Here is a 21,019-nt window from a genome sequence, read left to right as displayed (position 1 = left end):
TCGGCGAGGCAGTTCAGTCACAGATAGGGGGTCGATAATGTCGTATCGAAGCAAGTTCCTGATCGCACTTGCGGCGTTGGCCGCCGTGGCGCAAGCGCGGTCGGCCATGGCGCAACTCGCGCTACCGACCCCGATGCCGACGATCACCCTCACACCGCTGCCTCTAGGGCCGTCGCCGGTACTTTCGGCACCGACGCCGGTGCCGACGCCGTCAGCCGCGGCACCGTTGCCGCGTGCGGCGGCGCCGGCACAACGGCTGCGCTGATCGGAGCCGAGCCTCGGGCTCGGCGCTTGCGATGGCTGATCACATTTCGACGATAACGTAGGAATCCTCGACCACGACCGGAAAGGTCTCGGCGACGTAGGGCCCCTTGGCCATGCCTTCAGCCAGCTCCGCGCCGCTTTCCACTGCGACAGGATAGGTGCGCACCTTGAAGCGCTTGGGATCGAACCAGGACTGGCCGTTGCGCATGTCGAACTCCCAGCCGTGCCAGGGACAGCGCAGCAATTCGCCGACGCGCGAGCGCAGGTAGATGCCGGGCTCCGGCGAGGTCAGGCGCGCCACGCAGGCCGCCTTGTCGAGCGGGGCGCCCTCGTGCGGGCAGCGATTGAGCAACGCGAAGAACTCGCCATTGACGTGGAAGACGACGATGTCGCGGCCCTCGATGCCGACCACCTTGTTGCCGCCGGGCGGGATTTCCGAGGTGCGCGCGACGATGTGACGAGTCATGCGTATGGTTCCATCCGGTGCCGCCAGCAGCAGCGTGCAGGGAGAACTCTAACGCGATGACGTCAGATGATGCAAATCAGCCGCAGGAGACCTGTTCTGTGGCGGGCGCAGGACGGACCGATTGACGCGCGACGGTCGAGAAGCGCGGGCTCTGGATTCTCCCCTGCGAGCTCGCAATTCCGAGCTCGAGGCTGTCGGCGATCCGCCGCACGCGCTCGATGAAATGCGCCGCGGCTACCGGCGGGCAAAGCGCGTTCGCGGTGTCCTCGAACAGCGCGATCCAGCGGTCGAAATGCTCACTCCTGACGGGAAGCTTGATGTGGGCGTGCATGGGCTGGCCGTGATAGCGCCCGGTCATCAGCGCGACCGACGACCAGAAGGCGCAGAGCTTTGTAATATGGGCGTCCCAGTCATGAACGCGGGTCGCGAAGATAGGGCCGATCAGGGGATCGGCCTGGACGCGGGCGTAGAAGGCGCGGACCAGCCGCTCGATCATGGCGTCGTCGATCCCGGTCTTCTCCATGAGATCGCGCGTGATACGGGCGCGGCGCTCTGCGGCACCTTCGGGATCGTCTGCAAAAGTCATGCGAGCTCCTCGTCTATAAGATATATTTCATCTATATCTTTTCGAGTGCGAACGCAAGGGACCAAATGGCCTTCACGCCGCCGGCTTGATGCCGAAATCCTGGGGCGACAGCATCAGATCCGCCAGCGTGTAGCGGTCGAGCGTGCGCATGAAGGCAGTCATGGCCTCCTGCAGAACGCCGCGCAGCCGACAGCGCGGGGTAATCAGGCATTGATTGCCGCTCTCGAAACATTCGACCAGCGCGAAATCGGGCTCCGTGGAACGCACGACATCGCCGAGCCTGATCTTGTCGGGCCTTTTGGCGAGCGACAGGCCACCGTTCCGGCCGCGCGTGGCTTTCAGGAACCCGGCGCGTGTGAGTTGGTTTGCGACCTTCATCAGATGCGCCCGCGACAGCCCATAGAGCGCCGCGGTCTCTTCGATGGTGACCAGCTCATCCTTGCGGACGGCCGAGTACATCATCAGGCGCAAGGCATAATCCGAGAAATGAGTGAGGCGCATCTGAAGCTCCGCGGTTTCGCGTGCAGTCCTGATGTTCGTGACCAAGCGGGACTCTGGACCGTACGCGCCTAAACATATATCACACGTATATGTTATCATGCAAAAAACATCCCGCTCCTTGGTAGGGAAGCGGGATGTTTCCGATCCGCCTTAAGCCGACTTGTACCCTATCGTGACGCATGATCTTTTCGGAAAACCGGTTCCCACTTTTCCGGATCATGCACCGCTACAGTTTGTAGACTGCGCGCGCGTTCGTATTGAATATCTTTTTCCGCTCGGTCTCAGTCAAGGGTGTTTTGAAAGCGAAGCGCGCGTCGTCGTAATCCCAATGCGGATAGTCAGACGAGAACAGCAGACGATCGACGCCGATCCACTCGATGAGCTGGCGCAGATGTTTCGCCTCATCCGGCTCGTCGACCGGCTGGGTCGTGAACCAGAAATGTTCCCGCACATATTCGCTTGGCTTGCATTTCAGATGCGGAACCTCGCTGCGGAACCGCTCGAAATGCTGGTCCATCCGCCACACCGCGGACGCGATCCAGCCGAAACCGCCCTCGATGAAAACGATCTTCAGTTTCGGGAACCGCTCCGGCACGCCTTCGATCACCATGCTCGCGAGCATCGCGGCCATGGTGTGAGCGTTCGAATGGTGCTCCTCGCAATAGTAGGACGGCCAGCCACCGCCGGTCGGCGCGTGCCCGCCATAACCGCCGGTATGGATGCCCAGCGGCAGGCCCAATTCCTGCGCGCGTTCGTAGATCGGCCAGTAGCGGCGGCGGCCGAGTGGCTCGTTGGCGCGCGGCGAGATGTTGATCTGGATGTATTCACCTACCTTCGCGCAGCGGTCGATCTCTGCCAGCGCGGCAACGGTGTCGTCCTGGCTGACCACGATCGAGGCCTTCAGGCGCGGATCACGGTGCGCCCAGTGCGCGAGCTGCCATTCGTTGATGGCGCGCTGGATCGCCGCGCCGCATTCGAGATTCTGCTGCGAGAAGATGAAGAGGTCGAGCACCTGCAGGATGCCGAACTCGACATCGTAGGGATCGAGGTGCTGGCTCTGCATGAAGGCGAGATCGGAGCCCGGCACCCCGCCCGTCGGCGGCCAGGCGTCACGGCGGCAGATCAGGGGCGCTGAGCGCGGATAGGGCGTGGTGCCTATGTAGGGCGTGCGCAAATGGTCGCCGTAGGTCTTCAAGTGGTCCTGCCAGCGCTTCGGCAGGAACTCATTGAGATCGGCACGCGAGCGCAGGCTCGGATGGATGTCGCAATCGATCAGGCGTAGCCGCGTCGCGGCAGTCGCTTCCTTTTCGAGCATCGGGCGGTCGATGACATCACTCATGCGATCCTCCTTATTCTAAACGGTCGTAGCTGTTCACCTCTCCCCGGCGGGGAGAGGTCGGCACGCGAAGAGTGCCGGGTGAGGGGCCGCAGTACCCACGAGAGAGCGTAACCCCTCACCCGGATCGCATCTTGCGATGCGATCCGACCTCTCCCCTCGGGAGAGGTTTGGGAGTTCCGATGCGGCGCGAACTTCATTCTCAACATCCGTCGTCAATTCAATTTCAGCCGCGGAAACGTCTCCAGCGGGTTGTCGGCGCACATGCGCGACACGATGCTTTGCGGCAGATGCGGCGGCATCGGATCGTCGCCGTCGAACTGCCAATGCGGATAATCGGACGCGAACAGGAACATCCTGTCCGAGCCGATCTGGTCGATGACGTCGGCGACGGCGGTCGCGTCCGGCGGGCCGTCGAACGGCTGCATGGTGACGCGGACGTGGTCGCGGATGATCGAGGCCGGCTCGCGCTCGACCCAGGGCACCTCGACCCGCACCCCGCGCCAGGTCTTGTTGGCGCGCCACATGAAGGCCGGCAGCCAGGTGACCCCGGATTCCATCAGCACGACCTTCAGGTCCGGGAATTTGCCGAACACGCCCTCATAGATCAGGCTCAGGATTTGCGCCTGGAAGGCCTGCGCCTCGACGAAATAATATTCATAGCGGTGCGACGGCCAGCCGACCGAGCTCGGCGCCTGCCGGTAGGCGCTGCCGGCATGGATCGCGAGCGGCAGCTTGTGTTTCTCCGCGATCTTGTACACCGGCCAGAAATGCCGGCGGCCAAGCAGCGTCTCGCCCTGCGCCAGCACGAGGATGGAAACAAAGCGGTGGTCGTTCGCGCGGCGCTGGATCTCCTCGATCGCCAGATCCGGCGCCTGCATCGGCACCACGATGGAGGCGCGCAAGCGTGGATCCCGCGACAGCCACTCGGCCGCGATCCAGTCGTTGATCGCCTTGCAGAAGGCGGACGCCATATAGGGATCGTAGACGGCGGAGGCGCCATACAGCACGTTGCAGATCGCGTGGCTCGCGCCAAGCTGATCGAACGCGCCGCGCTGAACCATCGTCAAGTCACTGCCCGGCTTGCCGCTCGCGGGTCGCCAGTCAGGCCGACCGCAAAGCGGCATGTTCGGCGGATAGCTCGTCAGATCGAGGCCGTCGATCGCGCGGCTCACCACCTGCTCCTTCCAGTGATCGTCGAGATAGGGCAGCAGCGTCGTGCGCGTTCCACCTACGGCGGGATGGATGTCGCAGTCGATCCGCGTAGCGGTCGGCATAACGTCTCCCTCGGGTTTCCTCTGGTCTTCTATTGGCGGTGCATCGCGCCACATCACAAATGTGCCGCCGCCCGACCGCGAGCGCAAGGAAATAGCGGCCGGCAGGCCTGCCAAATCAGACGTTCAGCCATTCCTTGCGCACGGCGGAATTTGGCATCGAAATCATTCGACTCGCCTGCCCGTTCACAATTGTTGAGGCATAATCGCGCTATTTCCGACCAACGCTTTCCCCGTGCCGGCCAAGAGAGGCTTCCGATGAAGAGGACGACCGAACTGATGGCGTTAGTGGTTTCGCTCCTGCTCGGCACCACAGCCACCGCGTCGGCCGCCTCGATCACCGGCCAGGCCGCACTGGCGCTCGCGGGTGTCGTCTCGCTCTATGCGCCGCTGCCGGCGGCGAACAAGAAGGCGGTCGCCGCGCTGTTCAAGGGTGACACCCACTTCCCCTTTACGGCCAAGATCACCGTCGCCGCGGAAAAGATCGTCTGCCGGACCAGCAACGTCGACCTCACCGCGCGCTCCTGCGAACTGACCTTCAAGACGGCGACCCGATCGCTGAAGGGCCGCGACGCCAACGAGCTCTATGCCACCGAAGCGATGGCGGGCATTCCGCCCGACGGCGCGGCCGGATCGAATTTCGAGAGCGTCTCGAAACTGAATTGCACGCTCGACCCGAAGGCGCTGAAGGACAAGGCCGGCGGAGGCGCGGAGTGCACCTATGAGGCGGCGAAGTAGGCCGTAACTTCACGGTGCGCGGTGTCCGCTTCCGGACGTAAAGGAGAGATGCGCCGCCAATTCCATAATATAACCGTTTGACCCAGAGCTGCCGTGGGATCAACTCACAGGCCCCAATCTTTCATCGGCCGGCGCTAGCAGCATCAGCGGTGGGGAATTGCCTGCAGCGTCTGGTGGAGGACCATCATGAAGCGCACGATCGTTGCAACGTTTGCTTTGCTGCTGTTCTCCGCGACTGACCTACCAGCAGCCGAAATCAAAGCAATGTTTCCTGCAGCAATGAAGCATGTAATGACCGAGCTTATTCCTCAATTCGAGAGGAGCTCAGGACGCAAGATCAACATCGGATATGGGACGGTGGGAGCGATTATCGCTCGCCTGAAAGCAGGCGATGCAATCGATGTGGCAGTCGTCACCGACAAGCAGCTTCCGGATTTGACAAAACAGGGCCTGATCTCTGCCCTGGGCCAAGCGGTCATCGCCAAGGTTGGCCTCGGTGTCTTTGTGCGCAAAGGCGAACTGAAACCGGCAACTAATTCAGTTGATGAACTCAGAAACACACTGCTCGCCTCGAAATCAATCGTCTATGGCGATCCGAAATTGGGTGACTCCAGCGGGGTTGCAACGGAAGCGATACTTGAGCGTCTGGGTATTGCCACCGAGATGAAGCCCAAAACGAAACTTGTCGCCGCTGGTGCGAAAGGCGAGACAGTTGTCAAAGGCGATGCCGATATTGGATTTGATCAGATGAGCAATATCGTCATCAATCCAAAGATCGAGTCCTTGGGGTCGCTTCCTTCCGCGCTTCAGAACTATACCAACTATGCAGGTGGCTTGGTTGCGGCGGGCAAGGAGCGTGACGGTGCCAAGGCTTTTCTTGCGTTCCTCACCTCGCCTCAGGCCCAGGCCGTCATGAAATCAAAAGGGTTCGAGGGACTTTGAAGGCGAACACGCGATGTCCCGCGATCGCAGGATGAGGGACGTCACACGCGCCCCATCGTGTAGACCGGCTTGAAGCAGCCAAGGATGAGGCGCTTGGGGTCGAACGGAATCTCGCCCGACACCTCCAGGCGCTTGTCCTCGTGCATTCTTGCTTCAGCGGCTTCGAGGGTCGCCTTGTCGGGCCATACCTGCCAGGTGAAGACAATCTTCTCGCCGTCCTTCGCATCGACGGCGCGGCGAAAGTCGGTGTATTTGCCGCTCGGGACGTTGTCCTCCCAGGACTCGACGATCTCGACGCATCCATATTCCCTGAAGATGGCCGCCCCGTTCTCAGCCCATTTGCGATAAGCCTCCATCTTTTCCGCCGGCACGGGAATCACGAATCCTGCGATGTACATGGTTCAGGCTCCTTGGGATGTCCTGCGAGGATAGCACAGCATCCAGGCATTGAACCTGCTTGCGCGATCGCAGCGCAAAGGGACTGCCAGTCCGGCACGCTTGCCGGCCGTTTAAGCCTCGTCGAGCAGCAGGTTGTCGAAGCGACATAGGCCGACGTTCAGCGGCTGCCACCTCGCTGGCCAAAGATCGATCTCAGCCAGGGCGGCGTGTGGAATGCGCTCATCAGCAGATACATGAGCATCATTCCGCTCACGGGTGCGCCGGCGGCCGATGAACAGAGCCCGTCCATCGGGCTCCCGCCCAGCGCCGTCAGCAGCGCCATGACCGCGAAGGTGGGCGCGGCGGCAAAGCCCAGCCATTCGGAGAGGCCGAGCGCCGCCGTGGCGCCCTCGTTGTCGCGGCTCGGGCCGCCGGTCGCACGGGCGGGATGAACCTCGGTCACGTCTTCGCCTCGGCGTCGCGCCAGGTGGCTTCCTTGGCGCTGGACACCTCGACCCATTTCGCGTTGGGCGAGGCCTCGGCGTCGTAGTTGTCGTGCCAGTTCCACCATTTGTACGGCGGGGTCTGGGGATAGCCCGCAGGCGAATCTTCCCAGACCTCCTGGCGGCCGAGCGCCGTGATGTCGAGATAGCTCCACACGCTGCCCATCGCCTCATCGCCGCGCTCGTTGATGAAGTAGGTGCGGAAGATGCGCTCACCGTCGCGGACGAACACGTTGTGGCCGTGCCATTCGTCGACGCCGAAGTCCTTATCGAAGTTGTCGGTGAGGGTGTACCAGGGCATCGTCCAGCCCATCCGCGCCTTCAGCCGTGCGATGTCCGCCTGCGGCGCGCGTGAGACATAGACGAGCGTGGTGTCGCGCTGATTCAGATGGGAAAGATGGGAAACCTGATCGGCGCCGAGCGAGCAGCCGCGGCAGGCATGCTCTGGCCAACCAAACACGCCGGGCTCGAAGAAGGCGCGATAGACGATCAATTGCCGGCGGCCCTCGAACAGGTCGAGCAGGCTGACCTTGCCTTTCGGTCCCTCGAAGACATAGGCCTTTTCGACGGCCGTCCACGGCATCCGCCGGCGCTCGGCGGCAAGCGTGTCGCGGGCCTTCACGAAGGCCTTCTCCTTCACGAGCATTGCCTTGCGCGCGGCCTCCCACGCTTCCGGCGACACGACCGGGGGCGTCTTGAATCCAAGTTCTCCCTGGTGGTGCTGCGTGCCTTCCGTCTTGTTCTTATCCATGTGTCTCTCCTTTTCCTGCTCGTTCGTCACGTCTGCGTGGTCTGCCCCCGGGGCGCTCGTCGCGCCGTTTGCGTTTCGCCAGAATAGCTAGTGATCTGGATCGACCGGCGAGAGTGACAAGTGTGTCGCGATTGCGTTGTTGCTGACAGCTCTTGCCAGGTCATGGATGGAACCCGAGCCGGTGCGCTGATGGCGGGATTTGACTCGATCGGATCAGCCGCGGGCGACGGCGGCTGTGGAGAGAAGATCCCCACCCGCTTTGCTACTGATGCAGCAAAGCGACCTCCCCTTTTTAAGGGGAGGTGAAGAAAAAGCTTCAATCCCCCTCGCGCCGCTCACGGCGCGTGCTCGATATGCGCCCGGATCGACCGGCTCTCATTGTCGATCCAGCCGAATTTCTGCACGGCCGCGATCATGCCGGTCAGGCCATCCTGCCACCACGCCTCGGATTTCAGCGCCGGCCAATCGCGCAGCGCAACTTCCGAAATCCAGGCATGCTCGCGATCGTGCCTCACCGCGATGCGGCCGAGCAGCTCCGCTTGCGCGGCGTCATCAAGCGCACCTTCGATGCGTACCGAGAATGCCTTGAAATTCCTGGGGTCGTCGATCCCGATCGAACGACTCATGGCGATCAGGCGGATGATCATGACTCAGCTCCCCGCCGCCTGCGCGAGGCGGGCCTGCGCCATCGGCATCACCTCGCGCGCGAACAGCGAGGCCGAATGCATCACCTCTTCATGCGCGAGATCGCCAAACGAGAACTGGCTGATGAAGTAGTTCGCGCCGGCTTCCTCCGTCATGGCACGGACGCGCTCGCGCACCGTCGCCGGCGAGCCTGCAATCCCACCGCCGTTCTCGACCAGCGTGTCGAAATCCTCCGGCAGCCGGGCAAAACGCGGCTGAGTGCCGTGCAGCTTCCAGAGCTTCATGAAGCTCTTGTGGAACGAGGGCCAGGCGCGCCGGCCGAGCGCCATCGCTTCGCGGTCGCTGTCGGCTACGACGACGAAGCGGTTGATGCCCATCAAAGGCAGCGCGCTAAGCGAATGTCCAGCGGCGACCCATTCGGCGCGATAGCGGTCGGTGATCTCGCGCACGCGGGCGATCGGTCCGCCGCAGACGATATTGATCTTGTTCTGCGCCGGCCAGGCCGCGCCCTCCGGCACGGGCACGGCGTACCACAGCGGCGGATGCGGCAATTGCGCCGGCTTCAGGTCGATCGGCACATTCCTGAATTGATAGTGCTTGCCCTCGAAATTCACCTCGTCGCGCGTCAGCGCCTGCATGATGACCTGATAGGCCTCGACATACATCGCCGGCGCCACATCGGCATCGACGCCGAAATAATTCAGTTCATGCGGCGAGGCGCCGCGGCCGATGCCGACCTCGAGCCGGCCGTGGCTCAGATGATCGAGCATGCAGATCTCTTCGGCAAGCTTGAGCGGATGATGCGCCGGCAGCACATAGACCAGCGCGCCGAAGCGGAGCCCGTTGGTACGCTGCGCGACCGCAGCGAGAAATACGCTCGGCGACGGCGTCAGGTTGAGCGGCGTCGAATGATGCTCGCTCATATGGTAGGTGCGGAAGCCGCTGGCGTCGTAATGCGCGATCAGCTCGAGCCGCCGGTCATATTGCTCGGTGAGCGGATAGCGCCCGTGGTCGTTCTGGTCGAAGATGCCGAACTGCATCGTTCCCCCCGGATTTTTCTGGCGGCCGTTTCCGGCCGCGCTGCCGAGAGTGCCCTTGCCGCCTTTGCGGCGCAAGCAGGTCGCTGCTTGACTCATGACCGCTCTGCAAATCCAAATGGGGTCCTTGAGGGAACGACAGGACGATCGCGTGACGAACAACAATCATCAAAACTACGAGTGCGATGTGCTGGTGGTCGGCTCCGGCTGCGCCGGACTTTCGGCTGCGGTCACCGCGGGCCATCATAGGCTCAAGGTCCTGATCGTCGAAAAGGAACAGCACTTTGGCGGCACGACCGCACGCTCCGGCGGCTGGCTCTGGATTCCCGGAACCTCGCTGGCGAAGGCTTGGGGTATCGTCGAGGACAGGGAGCAGGCGCGCACCTATCTGCGCCATGAGGCCGGCAACAGCTTTGATGCTGCACGCGTCGATGCATTCCTCGAGAGCGGCCCCGAGGCAGTTGATTTCTTCACCACGAAGACCGCGGTGCGCTTCGATATGCCGCTCACCTTCCCCGACTATCACGCCGAGGCGCCGGGCGGCGCGCAGGGCGGCCGCTCGATGGTGACGCGGCCGTTCGACGGGCGCGAGCTCGGTGCGCACGTACAAGACCTCGGCGGTCCCCTGCCCGAGCTCACCGTGTTCGGCATCATGCTGGGGTCTGGCAAGGACATCGTGCATTTCATGCGCGCGACCAAATCACTGACCTCAGCGGTCTATGTGGTGAAACGCCTGTCGAAGCATGCGATGGACGTGATGCGGCACGGCCGCGGCATGACGCTGACCAACGGCAATGCGCTCGCGGGCCGGCTTGCGAAATCCGCATTCGATCTGAATATTCCGCTGTGGCTGTCCTCGCCGGTGCGCGAATTGATCGTGGAGGACGGCGCGGTGCGCGGCGCGATCGTCGTGCGCGACGGGAAGCCTGTGCGCGTCATCGCAAAGCGCGGCGTTGTGCTCGCCTGCGGCGGCTTTCCGCATGACATCGCGCGGCGGCAGAAGATGTTTCCGCATGCGCCCACCGGTCAGGAGCATTATTCGCCGGGCCCACCCGGCAACACCGGCGACGGCTTGCGGCTTGCGGAAGGAGCCGGCGGCCGCATCGAAGACACCTTGCCCAATGCGGCGGCCTGGGTGCCGGTCTCGATCACCACGCGCAAGGACGGCCGCAAAGGCGTGATGCCGCATTTCATCGACCGCGCCAAGCCGGGGGTGATCGCGGTGACGCGCCAAGGCGTTCGCTTTGCCAATGAAGGCAATTCCTACCACGACTTCGTGCAGGACATGGTGAAAGCCGCCAAGCCCGGCGATGAGATCACGGCGTTCCTCGTCTGCGACCATCGCACCTTGCGCAAATATGGGCTCGGCTGCGTGCCGCCGTTTCCGATGCCGATCGGGCACTATCTCAGAAACGGCTATCTCAAGCGCGGCGCGACGCTGGCGGAGCTCGCCGCGCAGGCCGGCATCGATGCCAAGACGCTCGCGGCGACGGTCGAGGAATACAACAGATATGCGCGCGAGGGACGCGACCCCGCCTTCGGCAAGGGCTCGCGCGCCTATAACCGCTATCAAGGCGACGCGCTGCACGGGCCCAATCCCTGCATCGCACCGCTGGAGCATGGGCCGTTCTATGCGATCAAGCTCGTGATCGGCGATCTCGGAACCTATGCCGGCATCAAGACCGATGCGCACGCCCGTGCGCTCGATGCCAGTGGCCGCGTCATCGAAGGCCTTTATGCCGCCGGCAACGACATGGCGAGCATCATGGGCGGCAACTACCCCGGCGCCGGCATCACGCTCGGACCTGCGCTCACTTTCGGCTATATCGCAGGCAAACATCTGGCCGGTGTGGGCGCGTAGGCGGGACCGTTTTCAGCGCTTGCCGGCGAAATCGCCGAATGGCAAATGCCGTCAAATTGCCCAAAGGTGGACCGATCATGTGACGGCTAGGGCAGGGCAAAGTGCGGTTCAAAAATGATAAAATGCCTTGCAATTGTTTCGCTGGTAGCGATGGCCGCCTGTCTGCCTGCGCCACGCTCCACCCTCGCGGGCGATCTGATTCAGGCTGGATTGTTGGATGAGCCGGCAGCGGCGCCCGCGCCGAGCGCATCGCCTGCTCCCGCCGAGAATCCTGCCGCTCCGGCAGCGCCAGCACCTGCCGCAACTCCTTCGCCGGACACGTTGCCAAAGGCCGACGCGTCGCCCGCTCCCGCCGCCGCTTCCTGTGCTGGCGTTACCTTCACCCGGAACGTGAAATATGGCGCAGACAATCTGAACGTCCTCGACGCCGCGACCGCGCAGACGAGGCCGGACGCCAGGCGTCCGGTGGTGGTGTTCGTGGCCGGTGACAGTTTTGCCGGCGACGGCGATGAAGCCGCGATGAAGCCGCTGGTCGAGCAAGCCATGTGCTTTGCCGCCAACAAGGGACTGGTGGCCTTCCACGTCTCCTACCGAGTCGCACCGGCCGCGACCTGGCCGGCAGGCGCGCAGGACGTCGGTGCGGCGATTTCCTGGATCTATGAAAACGCCGACCTGTTCGGCGGCAACGCCCAGGAGATCATCCCGATCGGTTACGGCACCGGCGCCTTCCATGTCGCGAGTTTTCTCGCGCACAAGGAATTCCAGGAGAAGGACGACTATGTCGCAGGCGCCGTGCTGGTGTCGGGGGTCTATCGCCCGGCTTCCGACGCCGGCGAAGGCGACCGCGCCTATTTCGGCGCGGACAGTTCGACCTATGACAGCCGGTCGGCGATTCCGGGCCTGACAGAAATCGAGGAGCCGATCGTGCTCGCCTGGTCGCAGGCCGACGCGCCGCGCTTCATCGCGCAGGGCGAGAAGCTGAAGGAGATGCTCTGCGACGCCGGACACTGCCCGCGCACTTCCGTGCTCACCAAGCCGACGAGCCCGGTTTCCGTTTTCGACCTCGATGGCGAAAGCCCCGACCTGCACGAGCGCCTGCGGCAGCTCATCGGCCAGATCGACGCGCGTGGATTGCCTTAGGGCGAAACACCTGCCCTCGGCCCTGTCCGCCCTCGACTGGAGCGCGATGGGATTGGGATGAATCGCCATCGCGCTCCAGATTCTTGTTTGCGCATGATCTTCGCGCTAACACCGGTTGTCGCGAGGAAAAATCGCTGCATACTTTTCCGGATCATGCGCTACCGATGGAACAGGTCGCGCTGCGCCGCCGTGGGCGCCGGATAGGCGAGTGCGCCCGATGGTTGCGGCCGCGCCGCTTCATTGATGGTGGCGGGTTCGATCTTCTCCGGCGAGAGGATGTGAAAGACGCTCTCGCCTGCCGCAAGCAGGTAGTCGGTGATGATGCGCCGGTGGCATCGCCACCACACGGTTTCGGCGCACATGACGGCGCAGCGCCGCGTTTCGCCGAGCTCGCGCAGATGCTTGAGGCCGGCGTGGAAGCGTTCGCCCATGGCGTAGTCGGCATAGTTGTGAAAGCTGTCGTTCTCCCAGAACGCATTGGCCTCCGGCGGCACCTCGCGCGCCCGGCTGCGCAGGCCGCCAAGCGCGGCCATGTGCTCATAGCCGATCCCGAACGGCTCGAGCGACTGCGGCAGCACATCGCGGTTATATTGCGGGTTGGTGCGCGAGCGCGGCACGGTGCGCACGTCCGCGAGCCACGTCACGTCGACGCTGCGCAGCAGGTCGACCAGCTCGCCGAGGGGCCGCGTGCCATGGCCGATGGTGTAGAATGGCTGCGCCATCACCTGTGCCTCTCAACGCGCAAGACGCCGCAACGCGCGTCCCTTGTGCAGGGCGACATGCTCGGTCTTGTCGCTCTTGATCTCATATTGCGGATCGTCCGGGCTCGCATGATGGACGTAGCCCTTGTAATTGACGTCCTTGTTGTGCACCCGCAGAATGCGGCCGCGCACCCGGCCGGCTTCCGAATTCCAGCTCACATGATCGCCCGCCTTGAAGGTTTTCGCCATGGCTCGTGTCCGAATGAAATTGCTGCGGTCAAAACGATAAGCGCGAGGCGCGGTTCCTGCGACGATCGCGTCAACGCAGGCGTTGCACGCGCATCTGCCGCGCGCAATACTCGCGCACAAACATGAGACCTAGACATAATTCTCTGGCCTCGCTCATCAAGAGCGATGCGCCCTCGGCGACCGCCTTCGTCTTCGACGGCACGCAGGTCACCCGCGCGCAGTTCTGCGGCAGGATCGATGAGGCGGCGGGCTGGCTTGCCGCGCATGGCATCTCGCGGGGCGATGTGATCGCGGTGTGGCTGGTCAATCGCCTGGAGTGGGTGGTGCTGTTGTTCGCCGCGGCGCGGCTTGGCGCGATCGTTGCCGCCGTCAGTACGCGCTACCGCAGCGCCGAGGTCGAGCATCTGCTCCGCCTCTCAGGAGCAAAAATGCTGGTGGTCGAGGCGCAGTTCCGCTCCATCGATTTTCCGGCCATTCTCGCCGGCATCGACAAGGCCGCCGTTCCCGCGCTGGAGCGCGTGGCCGTGGTCGGCGCGGGCGACGTGGCGGCGCCATGGCCCTGTATCCGATTCGACGCGTTCGATACGCGTTATCCGCCCGCGCCGGCGGCGCAGGAGGATTTCGATGCGCCAGTGCTGCTTTTCACCACATCCGGCACGACGCGGGGGCCGAAGCTGGTCGCGCATTCGCAAACGACTCTCGCCCGCCACGCGCTCTCGGTCAGCACGGCGCTGGGATTATCGGCCGATCGGCATTCGCTGCTCGTCATGCTGCCGTTTTGCGGAACGTTCGGGATGAGCGCCCTGCTCGGCTTCCTCGCCGCAGGCGTCGCCATTCACGTGCTCGATGCCTTCGATACGGGAGCCGCGTTCCGCGCGCTGCAGCGCGAGAGGATCACCCACACCTTCGGCTCCGACGAGATGTTCCGCCGTATGCTTGCGCTGACCGAGGCGCCACGCCCATTCCCGCATGCGCAGGTCTTCGGCTTTGCGGCGTTTCAGCCGGGCTGGCGCGATTTTGCCGCGACGGCCGAAGCCCGCAGCCTGCCGCTCTATGGCCTTTATGGATCGAGCGAAGTCCAGGCGCTGTTTTCGATCGGGCGTCGCGATGCTGCGTTCACTGAACGCATCGAATGCGGCGGAGCCCCGATGTCACCGGACGCGATCGTGCGCGTGCGCGATCACGAAACCGGCGAGCTCGCAAAGCCCGGCGTGCTCGGCGAGCTCGAGATCAGCGCACCCTCGCGCTTCCTGAGTTACTTTCGCAATCCGCAGGCCACAGCAGACGCGATGACCGCGGACGGCTTCTTTCGCACCGGCGATCTCGGCCGGCTGCGCGGCGACGGCACGTTCATCTATGAGACGCGGGCTGGAGATGCGATGCGGCTCGGCGGATTCCTGGTCGCGCCCGGCGAGATCGAGGACGAGCTGAAATCCTGCGCCGGCGTCGGAGACGCGCAGGTGGTCGAGATCGACCTCAACGGTCAGGCCCGCTGCGTCGCCTTTGTCATTGCCGAGGGCAACGCGGTCGTGAAGGATGAGCCGCTGCTCGCGCACTTACGCAAGCGGCTCGCGGGCTACAAGGTCCCGGCGCACATCTTCTTCGTCGACGCCTTCCCCGTCACCGAAAGCGCCAACGGCGTGAAGGTGCAGCGCGGGCGCTTGCGCGAGATGGCGATGGCGGAGATCGCGAAGGGCTGACGTGAACGCGCTGGCGGAGCTGTCGTTGGCATTGTTCATTGCGACCTGGCGACGAAAGAAATCGGCCGATCGACGAACACTTCGTATTTCTGGGACTTCGGTTTGTTCTTGTCCTCTTCGCGCACATAGCGGATCGAGCTTTGTCCGAGCAGCGCGCGCGGCAACACCATGACCCTGATGAAGCGGCTCGGGCGCGTGAGGTCCGCTTGCGCGAACACCTCGTCGGGACCGGTCTCGAACCAGGCGCCGCCAGGTCCGTAGGAAGTCGAGCGACCATGCGTATCGACCCTGATCGCGCCCTCGACCATGCAGCGGATGCCTGGCCCCTGATGCCGGTGCGTGAATGCCGTCCCACCCGGCGGGAACGCGACGCTGTCACCGCGAAACAGCAATTCGCCGTCCGGGATCGTCGTCAACGTCGCGGAGAGCTTGGTCCTCGTTGAGACATCCGCCGCCTCGAAGGAATTGGGCTCGCCGTGCGAAAGCTCCCAGCGCCAGACGGTTGCGCCCTCCGCACCGCCGGTGCAGACCATCGCATCTTCGCCGAACCACACCGAGCCGGTTCGAAACTCGCGCCCGTCGATGTCGACTGCGCCGTGCACGATGAAGATCATGCGGATGCCCGCAGGCAGCTTCGCCACCGCGGCGTCCTTGTAGATGTCCTCGAAGAGGCTGAGACGTGGCACCATCTGCGATCTCCCTGGACTCGCTTATTTGAAAGCCGTTTCGCAGCCCGCGCCAAGAGGCTCCGGCGCCGTGGCATCGGGGTGTCTTGCCAGGATAGATTGATTTTAGACGCCTTGCCGGGCTGAAGCTCGCGTACCGGGCAACCAGTCCGCCTTCGCCCTTTGGGCTTCGGCGCGACAGCCTTCGCTCGCTTCGCTACGATAGATTTGAGGCTGGCTTGCCGAGCCGTAGCTCGCGAAGCGAGCGAAGGCTGGTGGGCACGACAGGGATCGAACCTGTGACCCCTACCATGTCAAGGTAGTGCTCTCCCGCTGAGCTACGTGCCCTAGTCCTTTAAAGGGGGTCGGGTCCCTATATCGGCTCCCAGCCGGGCAGGCAAGCCAAAGAGACGCGGAGAGGAACCGAATCGGCCTTGCGAATCAGGCCGCCAGCATCTTGTTCACTTCGCTGACCAATTCGCGCAGGTGAACGGGTTTCGACAGCACCTTGGCGTTTTTCGGCGCTTCCGAGTCCGAATTGAGCGCGACCGCCGCAAAGCCGGTGATGAACATGATCTTGATGTCGGGGTCGAGCTCGCTCGCGCGACGCGCGAGCTCGATGCCGTCCATCTCGGGCATCACGATGTCGGTCAAGAGCATCTCGAAGGGCTCCTCGCGCAGCCGCTGATAGGCCGACATGCCGTTATCATGGGGCGAGACCTGAAAACCCGCATTTTCGAGCGCCTTGACCAGGAAACGGCGCATGTCGTTGTCGTCTTCGGCGAGGAGGATCTTGTGCATGGCGAGGAGATCAATCCCAATTCACGGCGGATCAATGCATTCACTAAGCCCGACAGACGGTAAATATCGGGTGAAAGGCGGACGCTTGAAGCCGCCCTGGCGAGATCATTTCTGGACCGGAATGCGGCTTGATGCAACAAAGACCGGCATTTGATTGCGTCAGCGTTCCAGGCGGCTTCAAAGACTTTTCGCTTGGCAGAACGGCTGCGATTGCCGACAATGCGCCTTCACGGAAAGCGAGTTGCCTGGGCCTGACGACCGATCCAGCGCAGCGGATTTTCAAGGGATGGCGCCCCCCGATGATGCCGATTGATGGCGAACTGCCGCCTCCGTTCGAGATCCTGGAGCCGGCCGAGTGGCGGGCGCCGATCATCTTCAATTCCCCGCATTCCGGATCGGTCTATCCGGAAGGATTCCTTAACGTCTCGCGGATCGACCTGCCGACGCTGCGGCGCTCGGAGGATTCGTTCATGGACGAATTGGTCGCCGAGCTGTCGGAGCGCGGCTTTCCGGTGGTGCGGGTCAACTTTCCCCGCTCCTATGTCGACGTGAACCGGGAGCCCTATGAACTGGACCCCCGGATGTTCTCCGGGCGACTGCCGAGCTTCGCCAATACGCGCTCGATGCGGGTCGCGGGCGGGCTCGGCACCATTCCGCGCGTGGTCGGCGACGGGCAGGAGATCTATCGCGAGCGGCTGTCCGTCGACGATGCGCTGACGCGGATCGAGACGCTCTACAAGCCCTATCACCGGGCGCTGCGTCGGCTGATCAACCGCGCGCATCAGAGCTTCGGCGCCGTCGTCGTGGTTGATTGCCATTCGATGCCCTCGATCGGCGTCTCCCGCGACGAGCCGAGACGGCCGGATGTGGTGATCGGCGATCGCTACGGCACGAGCTGCGCGCCGCTCTTGCCCGACCGGGTCGAGGAGACCATGAGCCGGCTCGGCTATTCGGTCGGCCGCAACAAGCCCTATGCCGGCGGCTTCATCACCGAGCACTACGGCAACCCGGCGAGCGGACTGCATGCCATCCAGCTCGAGCTCAACCGGGCGATCTATATGGACGAGCGGCGGCGCGAAAAGGGCCCGCGCTTTACCCAGGTTGCCGCCGATTTTGCAGCACTGGCCGATGCCCTCGCCACCGTTCCGCTTGGCGACCTCGGCCCCTTCCAGGCGGCCGCGGAATAAAGTCGGAGCCATCCCGCTCTACATCATTGCCGGAGTCCGGTCCGCCTGTCGCTCTCCCGGGCCGGGACCGGCAACCTTTAAGTCTCTGACTTAAGAAAAAAGGGCCGCTTGCGATGAGCAAGCGGCCCAAGTCTAGGGAGGAAACGCCCAAGGAGGGCAGCGATAGCGCGAGGCGCTACCGCACCGCAACAATATGCGACCGCGCTGCACAAAACGCAAGGGCTTTTACTGATTTTCCCATGCAAAATTCGCAAGGCATGCAGGCGTGCAACACTTTCAAGATGTCAAATATTTGCAATATTTTTCAAAGGTTTACGAGATGCGCCTCAGCGACCAGGGCGAAATTGGCGAGCCATTTGCGCAATCTCGCTATTTCGTGATCGCTTGCGTTATCTGAAATTATACCAGCGAGCCGCCTGCGATTCGGCATTCAAAATGCCAGCCGCGCGCTGCCCATCCGCGTGCGGATGAGGCAGGATTAGGGTAGGCAAGACGCTCAAGGATTCTCCGCGGACCCTCGCCTCCGCCCCTCGCTCTTTTAAGGAACAGACGTGACGGTCATCGACTTCACCGCCTTCATCGGGCGCCTCGCCACGTCGTCAGGCGAAACCATCCTGCCGTTCTTCCGCACCTCGCTCTCGATCGACAACAAGAGCCACAACAAGGATTTCGATCCCGTCACCGAAGCCGACCGCGCCGCGGAAGCGGTGATGCGCCGGCTGATCAAATATCACTTCCCCCAGCACGGCATCATCGGCGAGGAGTTCGGCAATGAGCGCGAGGACGCCGAATATGTCTGGGTGCTCGATCCAATCGACGGCACCAAATCCTTCATTGCCGGCTTTCCGATCTGGGGCACGCTGATCGCGCTGCTGCACCAGGGCACGCCGGTGTTCGGCATGATGCACCAGCCCTTCATCGGCGAGCGCTTTTCCGGCGACAATGCCAGCGCCCATTACCAGGGGCCGTCAGGCGAGCGGAGGCTGCAGACGCGGCGCTGCGCCTCGCTGGAGGAGGCCACCTCCTACACCACCAGCCCGCTGCTGATGAACGCCGCCGACCGGGCGACCTTCGCGCGGATCGAGAGCGAGGTCAGGCTGTCGCGCTATGGCGGCGACTGCTATTCCTACTGCATGTTGGCGGCCGGCCATCTCGATCTCGTGGTCGAAACCGAGCTCAAGCCTTATGACATCACGGCGCTGATCCCGATCATCAACGGCGCCGGCGGCGTCGTCACCAATTGGGAGGGCGGGCCGGCCCAGAACGGCGGCCGCATCGTCGCGGCCGGCGATCCGCGCGTGCACGAGGCCGCGCTCAAACTGCTCAAAGGCTAGCGACAAAAAAACCAGCTAGCCGATCAAAGGGAGGCGTTCATGAAGATCCTTTGCCGGATCTTGCTGGCTTTTTCGTTGCTGTCGCCGTCGCTTGCCGCGGCGGAGGATTTTCCATCCCGAGCGATCCGGCTGATCGTGCCGTTCCCGGCCGGCGGCCCGAACGACATCATCGCCCGCGCCGTCGGCCAGCGCATGTCTCAGATCATCAACCAGCCGGTCATCATCGACAACCGCAGCGGCCAGGCCGGCGTCGCCGGCACCGATGCCGTGGCGAAGGCCGCGCCCGACGGCTACACTGTCGCCATCACCAGCGCGAGCGCGCTTGCGATCACCCCGAGCATGGAGAAGATCGCCTACGATCCGCAAAAGGACCTGGCGCCGGTGACGCTGGTGGCGCAGGTGCCGGAAATGCTGGTCGTGACCAGCGACGTACCGGCCAAGAACATGGCCGAACTCGTCGCGCTCGCCAAGGCGCAGCCGGGCAAGCTCAATTTCGCCTCCGCCGGCGTCGGCGGCCTGCCGCATCTCGCCGGTGAATTGTTCAAGCTCACGGCCAAGATCGACATTGTGCACGTGCCCTATCGGGGAGCGGCGCCTGCAATCAACGACCTGCTCGCCCATCAGGTGCAGATGACGTTCCTCGATCTTCCGGTGCTGCTGCCGCAGATCAAGGCCGGCACGCTCCGCCCGATCGCGCTCGGCGCCAAGACGCGCTCGCCGCTGGCGCCCGACGTGCCGACCACGGCGGAGGTCGGCATGCCCGACGTGCTCGCCGAGAACTGGTACGGCATGGTGGCGCCGGCCGCGACACCAAAGGACGTCATCGAAAAGCTGCATCGCTTCACGACGCAGGCAATGTCCGATCCCGACGTGAAGCAGAAGCTCGCCGCCCTCGGCCTGACGCTGGTGCCAATGACGCCGGACCAGTTCCGCGACTACATCGCGTCCGAGAGAAAGAAGTGGGCCAAGGTGATCAAGGACGCCGGCGTGCCCACGACGAAGTAACGATTACGACGCCGCCGCGCGCAAATGCTCGACAAGCAGCTTCGCCGGCCGCGGCAGTGCTTTAAAACTGCGGGCGCAGATCACGAGCTTGCGGTTGGCGAAAGCGTCGCGCATCCGCACCATCATGATCGGCATCGATCGTCGGCAGCGCTGCGCCGCGGCCTCCGGAACCACAGCAATGCCGACACCGGCCGCGACCAACCGGCAGATCGCGTCGAAGTCTCGCAACCGCGCCCGCACATGCAGGCGCATGCCGAGCCGGGCCGCATATTTCGCGATATGAAGCTGCAGCGCGGTCGCCTGCGTCAGGCCGACGAAATCGTGGCCGGCCACCTCCTGAAAATCGATCTGCCGCCGGGTCGCGAATGGACCGCGCCGCGCGGTCACCAGCACCAGCCGATCCTCGCCGAACACAAAACGCTCGACATTGTCCGGCAGCGCGTGCTCGGCGGCGAAGCCGAGTTCGGCGGCGCCGGCGGCAATCGCCGCAGCGATGTCGATACTCTCGCGCTCCTCAACGTCGATATTGATATCGGGATTGTCGCGCAGGAACGCGGCGAGCGCCTTCGGCAGGTGCTCCGCAAGCCCGACGGTGTTGGCCAGCAAATGGACACTGGCGCGTACGCCGCTTGCGAACCGCGCAAGGTCGCCGCGCATCGCCTCCACATTGTGGATCACGAGCCGCGCGTGATCGAGCAGGCTTTCGCCCGCCGCCGTGAGCTCGACGCCGCGTCGGCCGCGCTTCAGAAGCGTCACCCCGAGCGCCTCTTCCAGCCCCTTGATCCGCTCGCTGGCGGAAGCGAGCGCGAGATGCGTGCGATCCGCCCCGCGCGTGATGCTGCGGGAATCGGCCACCGCGATGAAGAGCTGCAGGTCGACGAGATCGAAGCGCATGCGATTGCCCCCTTCTGCCTTCGGTTTGGCCGAAGGCTAACTCCGGAACCTCCAGATTGTG

General features: G+C 63.7%; 24 protein-coding genes and 1 tRNA gene. 9 read left to right on the top strand and 16 right to left on the bottom strand.

From position 1 onward, the window contains the following. Positions 1-37: 37 nt before the first annotated feature. Complete coding sequence (locus VKR55_RS09335) at positions 38-265, top strand: hypothetical protein (RefSeq protein WP_324402118.1); 228 nt, start codon at positions 38-40, stop codon at positions 263-265. A 39-nt stretch (positions 266-304) separates the two neighbouring features. On the opposite strand, the gene VKR55_RS09330 is transcribed toward VKR55_RS09335, so the two are convergent. The 5 genes from VKR55_RS09330 to VKR55_RS09310 form a co-directional block, all read right to left on the bottom strand. Continuing rightward, complete coding sequence (locus tag VKR55_RS09330; RefSeq protein ID WP_324402116.1) at positions 305-730, bottom strand: Rieske (2Fe-2S) protein; 426 nt, start codon at positions 728-730, stop codon at positions 305-307. A gap of 76 nt (positions 731-806) precedes the next feature. Beyond that, entirely contained in the window at positions 807-1,316 is a 510-nt protein-coding gene (locus VKR55_RS09325) for a group III truncated hemoglobin (RefSeq protein ID WP_324402114.1), read from the bottom strand. A 72-nt stretch (positions 1,317-1,388) separates the two neighbouring features. Further along, the gene (locus tag VKR55_RS09320) at positions 1,389-1,817 is read right to left on the bottom strand and encodes an RrF2 family transcriptional regulator (RefSeq protein ID WP_324402112.1); all 429 of its coding nucleotides are present in this window, start codon (positions 1,815-1,817) and stop codon (positions 1,389-1,391) included. Between the two features lie 226 nt (positions 1,818-2,043). Further along, the gene (locus VKR55_RS09315; protein ID WP_324402110.1) at positions 2,044-3,156 is read right to left on the bottom strand and encodes an amidohydrolase family protein; all 1,113 of its coding nucleotides are present in this window, start codon (positions 3,154-3,156) and stop codon (positions 2,044-2,046) included. Positions 3,157-3,368: 212 nt separating this feature from the next. After that, complete coding sequence (locus tag VKR55_RS09310) at positions 3,369-4,430, bottom strand: amidohydrolase family protein (RefSeq protein ID WP_324402108.1); 1,062 nt, start codon at positions 4,428-4,430, stop codon at positions 3,369-3,371. A gap of 255 nt (positions 4,431-4,685) precedes the next feature. Between VKR55_RS09310 and VKR55_RS09305 the strand changes: the two genes are divergently transcribed. Continuing rightward, a complete protein-coding gene (locus VKR55_RS09305; protein WP_324402106.1) occupies positions 4,686-5,165 on the top strand; it encodes a hypothetical protein in 480 nt (159 codons plus the stop codon). A 186-nt stretch (positions 5,166-5,351) separates the two neighbouring features. Then, on the top strand, positions 5,352-6,107 hold the full coding sequence (gene modA / locus VKR55_RS09300) for a molybdate ABC transporter substrate-binding protein (RefSeq protein WP_324402104.1): 756 nt from the start codon (positions 5,352-5,354) through the stop codon (positions 6,105-6,107). A 41-nt stretch (positions 6,108-6,148) separates the two neighbouring features. On the opposite strand, the gene VKR55_RS09295 is transcribed toward modA, so the two are convergent. From VKR55_RS09295 to VKR55_RS09275, 5 genes are all read right to left on the bottom strand, one after another. Beyond that, the gene (locus tag VKR55_RS09295; RefSeq protein ID WP_324402102.1) at positions 6,149-6,505 is read right to left on the bottom strand and encodes a DUF1428 domain-containing protein; all 357 of its coding nucleotides are present in this window, start codon (positions 6,503-6,505) and stop codon (positions 6,149-6,151) included. A gap of 158 nt (positions 6,506-6,663) precedes the next feature. Beyond that, positions 6,664-6,948, bottom strand: a complete 285-nt coding sequence (locus VKR55_RS09290; RefSeq protein WP_324402100.1) for a hypothetical protein — start codon at positions 6,946-6,948, stop codon at positions 6,664-6,666. Then, positions 6,945-7,739 (bottom strand): DUF899 domain-containing protein, encoded by a 795-nt coding sequence (locus tag VKR55_RS09285; RefSeq protein WP_324402098.1) that lies wholly within the window; start codon positions 7,737-7,739, stop codon positions 6,945-6,947. Before VKR55_RS09285 ends, VKR55_RS09290 begins: the two co-directional genes overlap by 4 nt. A 335-nt stretch (positions 7,740-8,074) precedes the next feature. Continuing rightward, positions 8,075-8,386, bottom strand: a complete 312-nt coding sequence (locus VKR55_RS09280) for a hypothetical protein (RefSeq protein ID WP_324402096.1) — start codon at positions 8,384-8,386, stop codon at positions 8,075-8,077. Positions 8,387-8,389: 3 nt separating this feature from the next. Next, on the bottom strand, positions 8,390-9,520 hold the full coding sequence (locus VKR55_RS09275) for an LLM class flavin-dependent oxidoreductase (RefSeq protein ID WP_324402094.1): 1,131 nt from the start codon (positions 9,518-9,520) through the stop codon (positions 8,390-8,392). Between the two features lie 52 nt (positions 9,521-9,572). On the opposite strand from VKR55_RS09275, the gene VKR55_RS09270 reads away from it, so the two are divergent. Both VKR55_RS09270 and VKR55_RS09265 read left to right on the top strand, forming a co-directional pair. Continuing rightward, positions 9,573-11,282, top strand: a complete 1,710-nt coding sequence (locus VKR55_RS09270; RefSeq protein WP_324402092.1) for an FAD-dependent oxidoreductase — start codon at positions 9,573-9,575, stop codon at positions 11,280-11,282. Between the two features lie 390 nt (positions 11,283-11,672). Beyond that, positions 11,673-12,422 carry an alpha/beta hydrolase gene (locus tag VKR55_RS09265; RefSeq protein WP_324402090.1) on the top strand — a complete coding sequence of 250 codons (750 nt, stop codon included), beginning with the start codon at positions 11,673-11,675 and terminating at the stop codon, positions 12,420-12,422. 158 nt (positions 12,423-12,580) lie between these two features. On the opposite strand, the gene VKR55_RS09260 is transcribed toward VKR55_RS09265, so the two are convergent. Beyond that, on the bottom strand, positions 12,581-13,144 hold the full coding sequence (locus VKR55_RS09260; RefSeq protein ID WP_324402088.1) for a DUF488 domain-containing protein: 564 nt from the start codon (positions 13,142-13,144) through the stop codon (positions 12,581-12,583). Positions 13,145-13,156: 12 nt separating this feature from the next. After that, positions 13,157-13,372 (bottom strand): hypervirulence associated TUDOR domain-containing protein, encoded by a 216-nt coding sequence (locus VKR55_RS09255; RefSeq protein ID WP_324402086.1) that lies wholly within the window; start codon positions 13,370-13,372, stop codon positions 13,157-13,159. A 122-nt stretch (positions 13,373-13,494) separates the two neighbouring features. Between VKR55_RS09255 and VKR55_RS09250 the strand changes: the two genes are divergently transcribed. Then, a complete protein-coding gene (locus tag VKR55_RS09250; protein WP_324402083.1) occupies positions 13,495-15,072 on the top strand; it encodes an AMP-binding protein in 1,578 nt (525 codons plus the stop codon). A gap of 35 nt (positions 15,073-15,107) precedes the next feature. Here VKR55_RS09250 and VKR55_RS09245 read toward each other — a convergent pair whose 3' ends face one another. The 3 genes from VKR55_RS09245 to cpdR all read right to left on the bottom strand — a co-directional run bounded on the left by VKR55_RS09245 (position 15,108) and on the right by cpdR (position 16,538). Next, positions 15,108-15,761, bottom strand: coding sequence for a cupin domain-containing protein (locus tag VKR55_RS09245; RefSeq protein WP_324402081.1), 654 nt, complete (start codon positions 15,759-15,761; stop codon positions 15,108-15,110). Between the two features lie 249 nt (positions 15,762-16,010). Beyond that, a tRNA-Val gene (locus tag VKR55_RS09240) sits at positions 16,011-16,085 on the bottom strand. A 93-nt stretch (positions 16,086-16,178) separates the two neighbouring features. Continuing rightward, positions 16,179-16,538 carry a cell cycle two-component system response regulator CpdR gene (gene cpdR, locus VKR55_RS09235; RefSeq protein WP_006610087.1) on the bottom strand — a complete coding sequence of 120 codons (360 nt, stop codon included), beginning with the start codon at positions 16,536-16,538 and terminating at the stop codon, positions 16,179-16,181. Between the two features lie 299 nt (positions 16,539-16,837). On the opposite strand from cpdR, the gene VKR55_RS09230 reads away from it, so the two are divergent. The 3 genes from VKR55_RS09230 (at position 16,838) to VKR55_RS09220 (ending at position 20,064) form a co-directional block, all read left to right on the top strand. Next, positions 16,838-17,725 carry an N-formylglutamate amidohydrolase gene (locus VKR55_RS09230; RefSeq protein WP_324402061.1) on the top strand — a complete coding sequence of 296 codons (888 nt, stop codon included), beginning with the start codon at positions 16,838-16,840 and terminating at the stop codon, positions 17,723-17,725. Between the two features lie 551 nt (positions 17,726-18,276). Beyond that, positions 18,277-19,059 (top strand): histidinol-phosphatase, encoded by a 783-nt coding sequence (gene hisN / locus VKR55_RS09225; protein WP_324402058.1) that lies wholly within the window; start codon positions 18,277-18,279, stop codon positions 19,057-19,059. A gap of 39 nt (positions 19,060-19,098) precedes the next feature. After that, on the top strand, positions 19,099-20,064 hold the full coding sequence (locus VKR55_RS09220) for a Bug family tripartite tricarboxylate transporter substrate binding protein (RefSeq protein ID WP_324402056.1): 966 nt from the start codon (positions 19,099-19,101) through the stop codon (positions 20,062-20,064). Between the two features lie 3 nt (positions 20,065-20,067). On the opposite strand, the gene VKR55_RS09215 is transcribed toward VKR55_RS09220, so the two are convergent. Next, the gene (locus VKR55_RS09215; protein WP_324402054.1) at positions 20,068-20,958 is read right to left on the bottom strand and encodes a LysR substrate-binding domain-containing protein; all 891 of its coding nucleotides are present in this window, start codon (positions 20,956-20,958) and stop codon (positions 20,068-20,070) included. Positions 20,959-21,019 lie beyond the last annotated feature (61 nt).

It is taken from the genome of Bradyrhizobium sp., assembly GCF_035309285.1.
GTDB lineage: Bacteria > Pseudomonadota > Alphaproteobacteria > Rhizobiales > Xanthobacteraceae > Bradyrhizobium.
The sequence above is the reverse complement of the archived record's forward strand: the minus strand, read 5'-3'. Positions and strand labels throughout refer to the sequence as shown.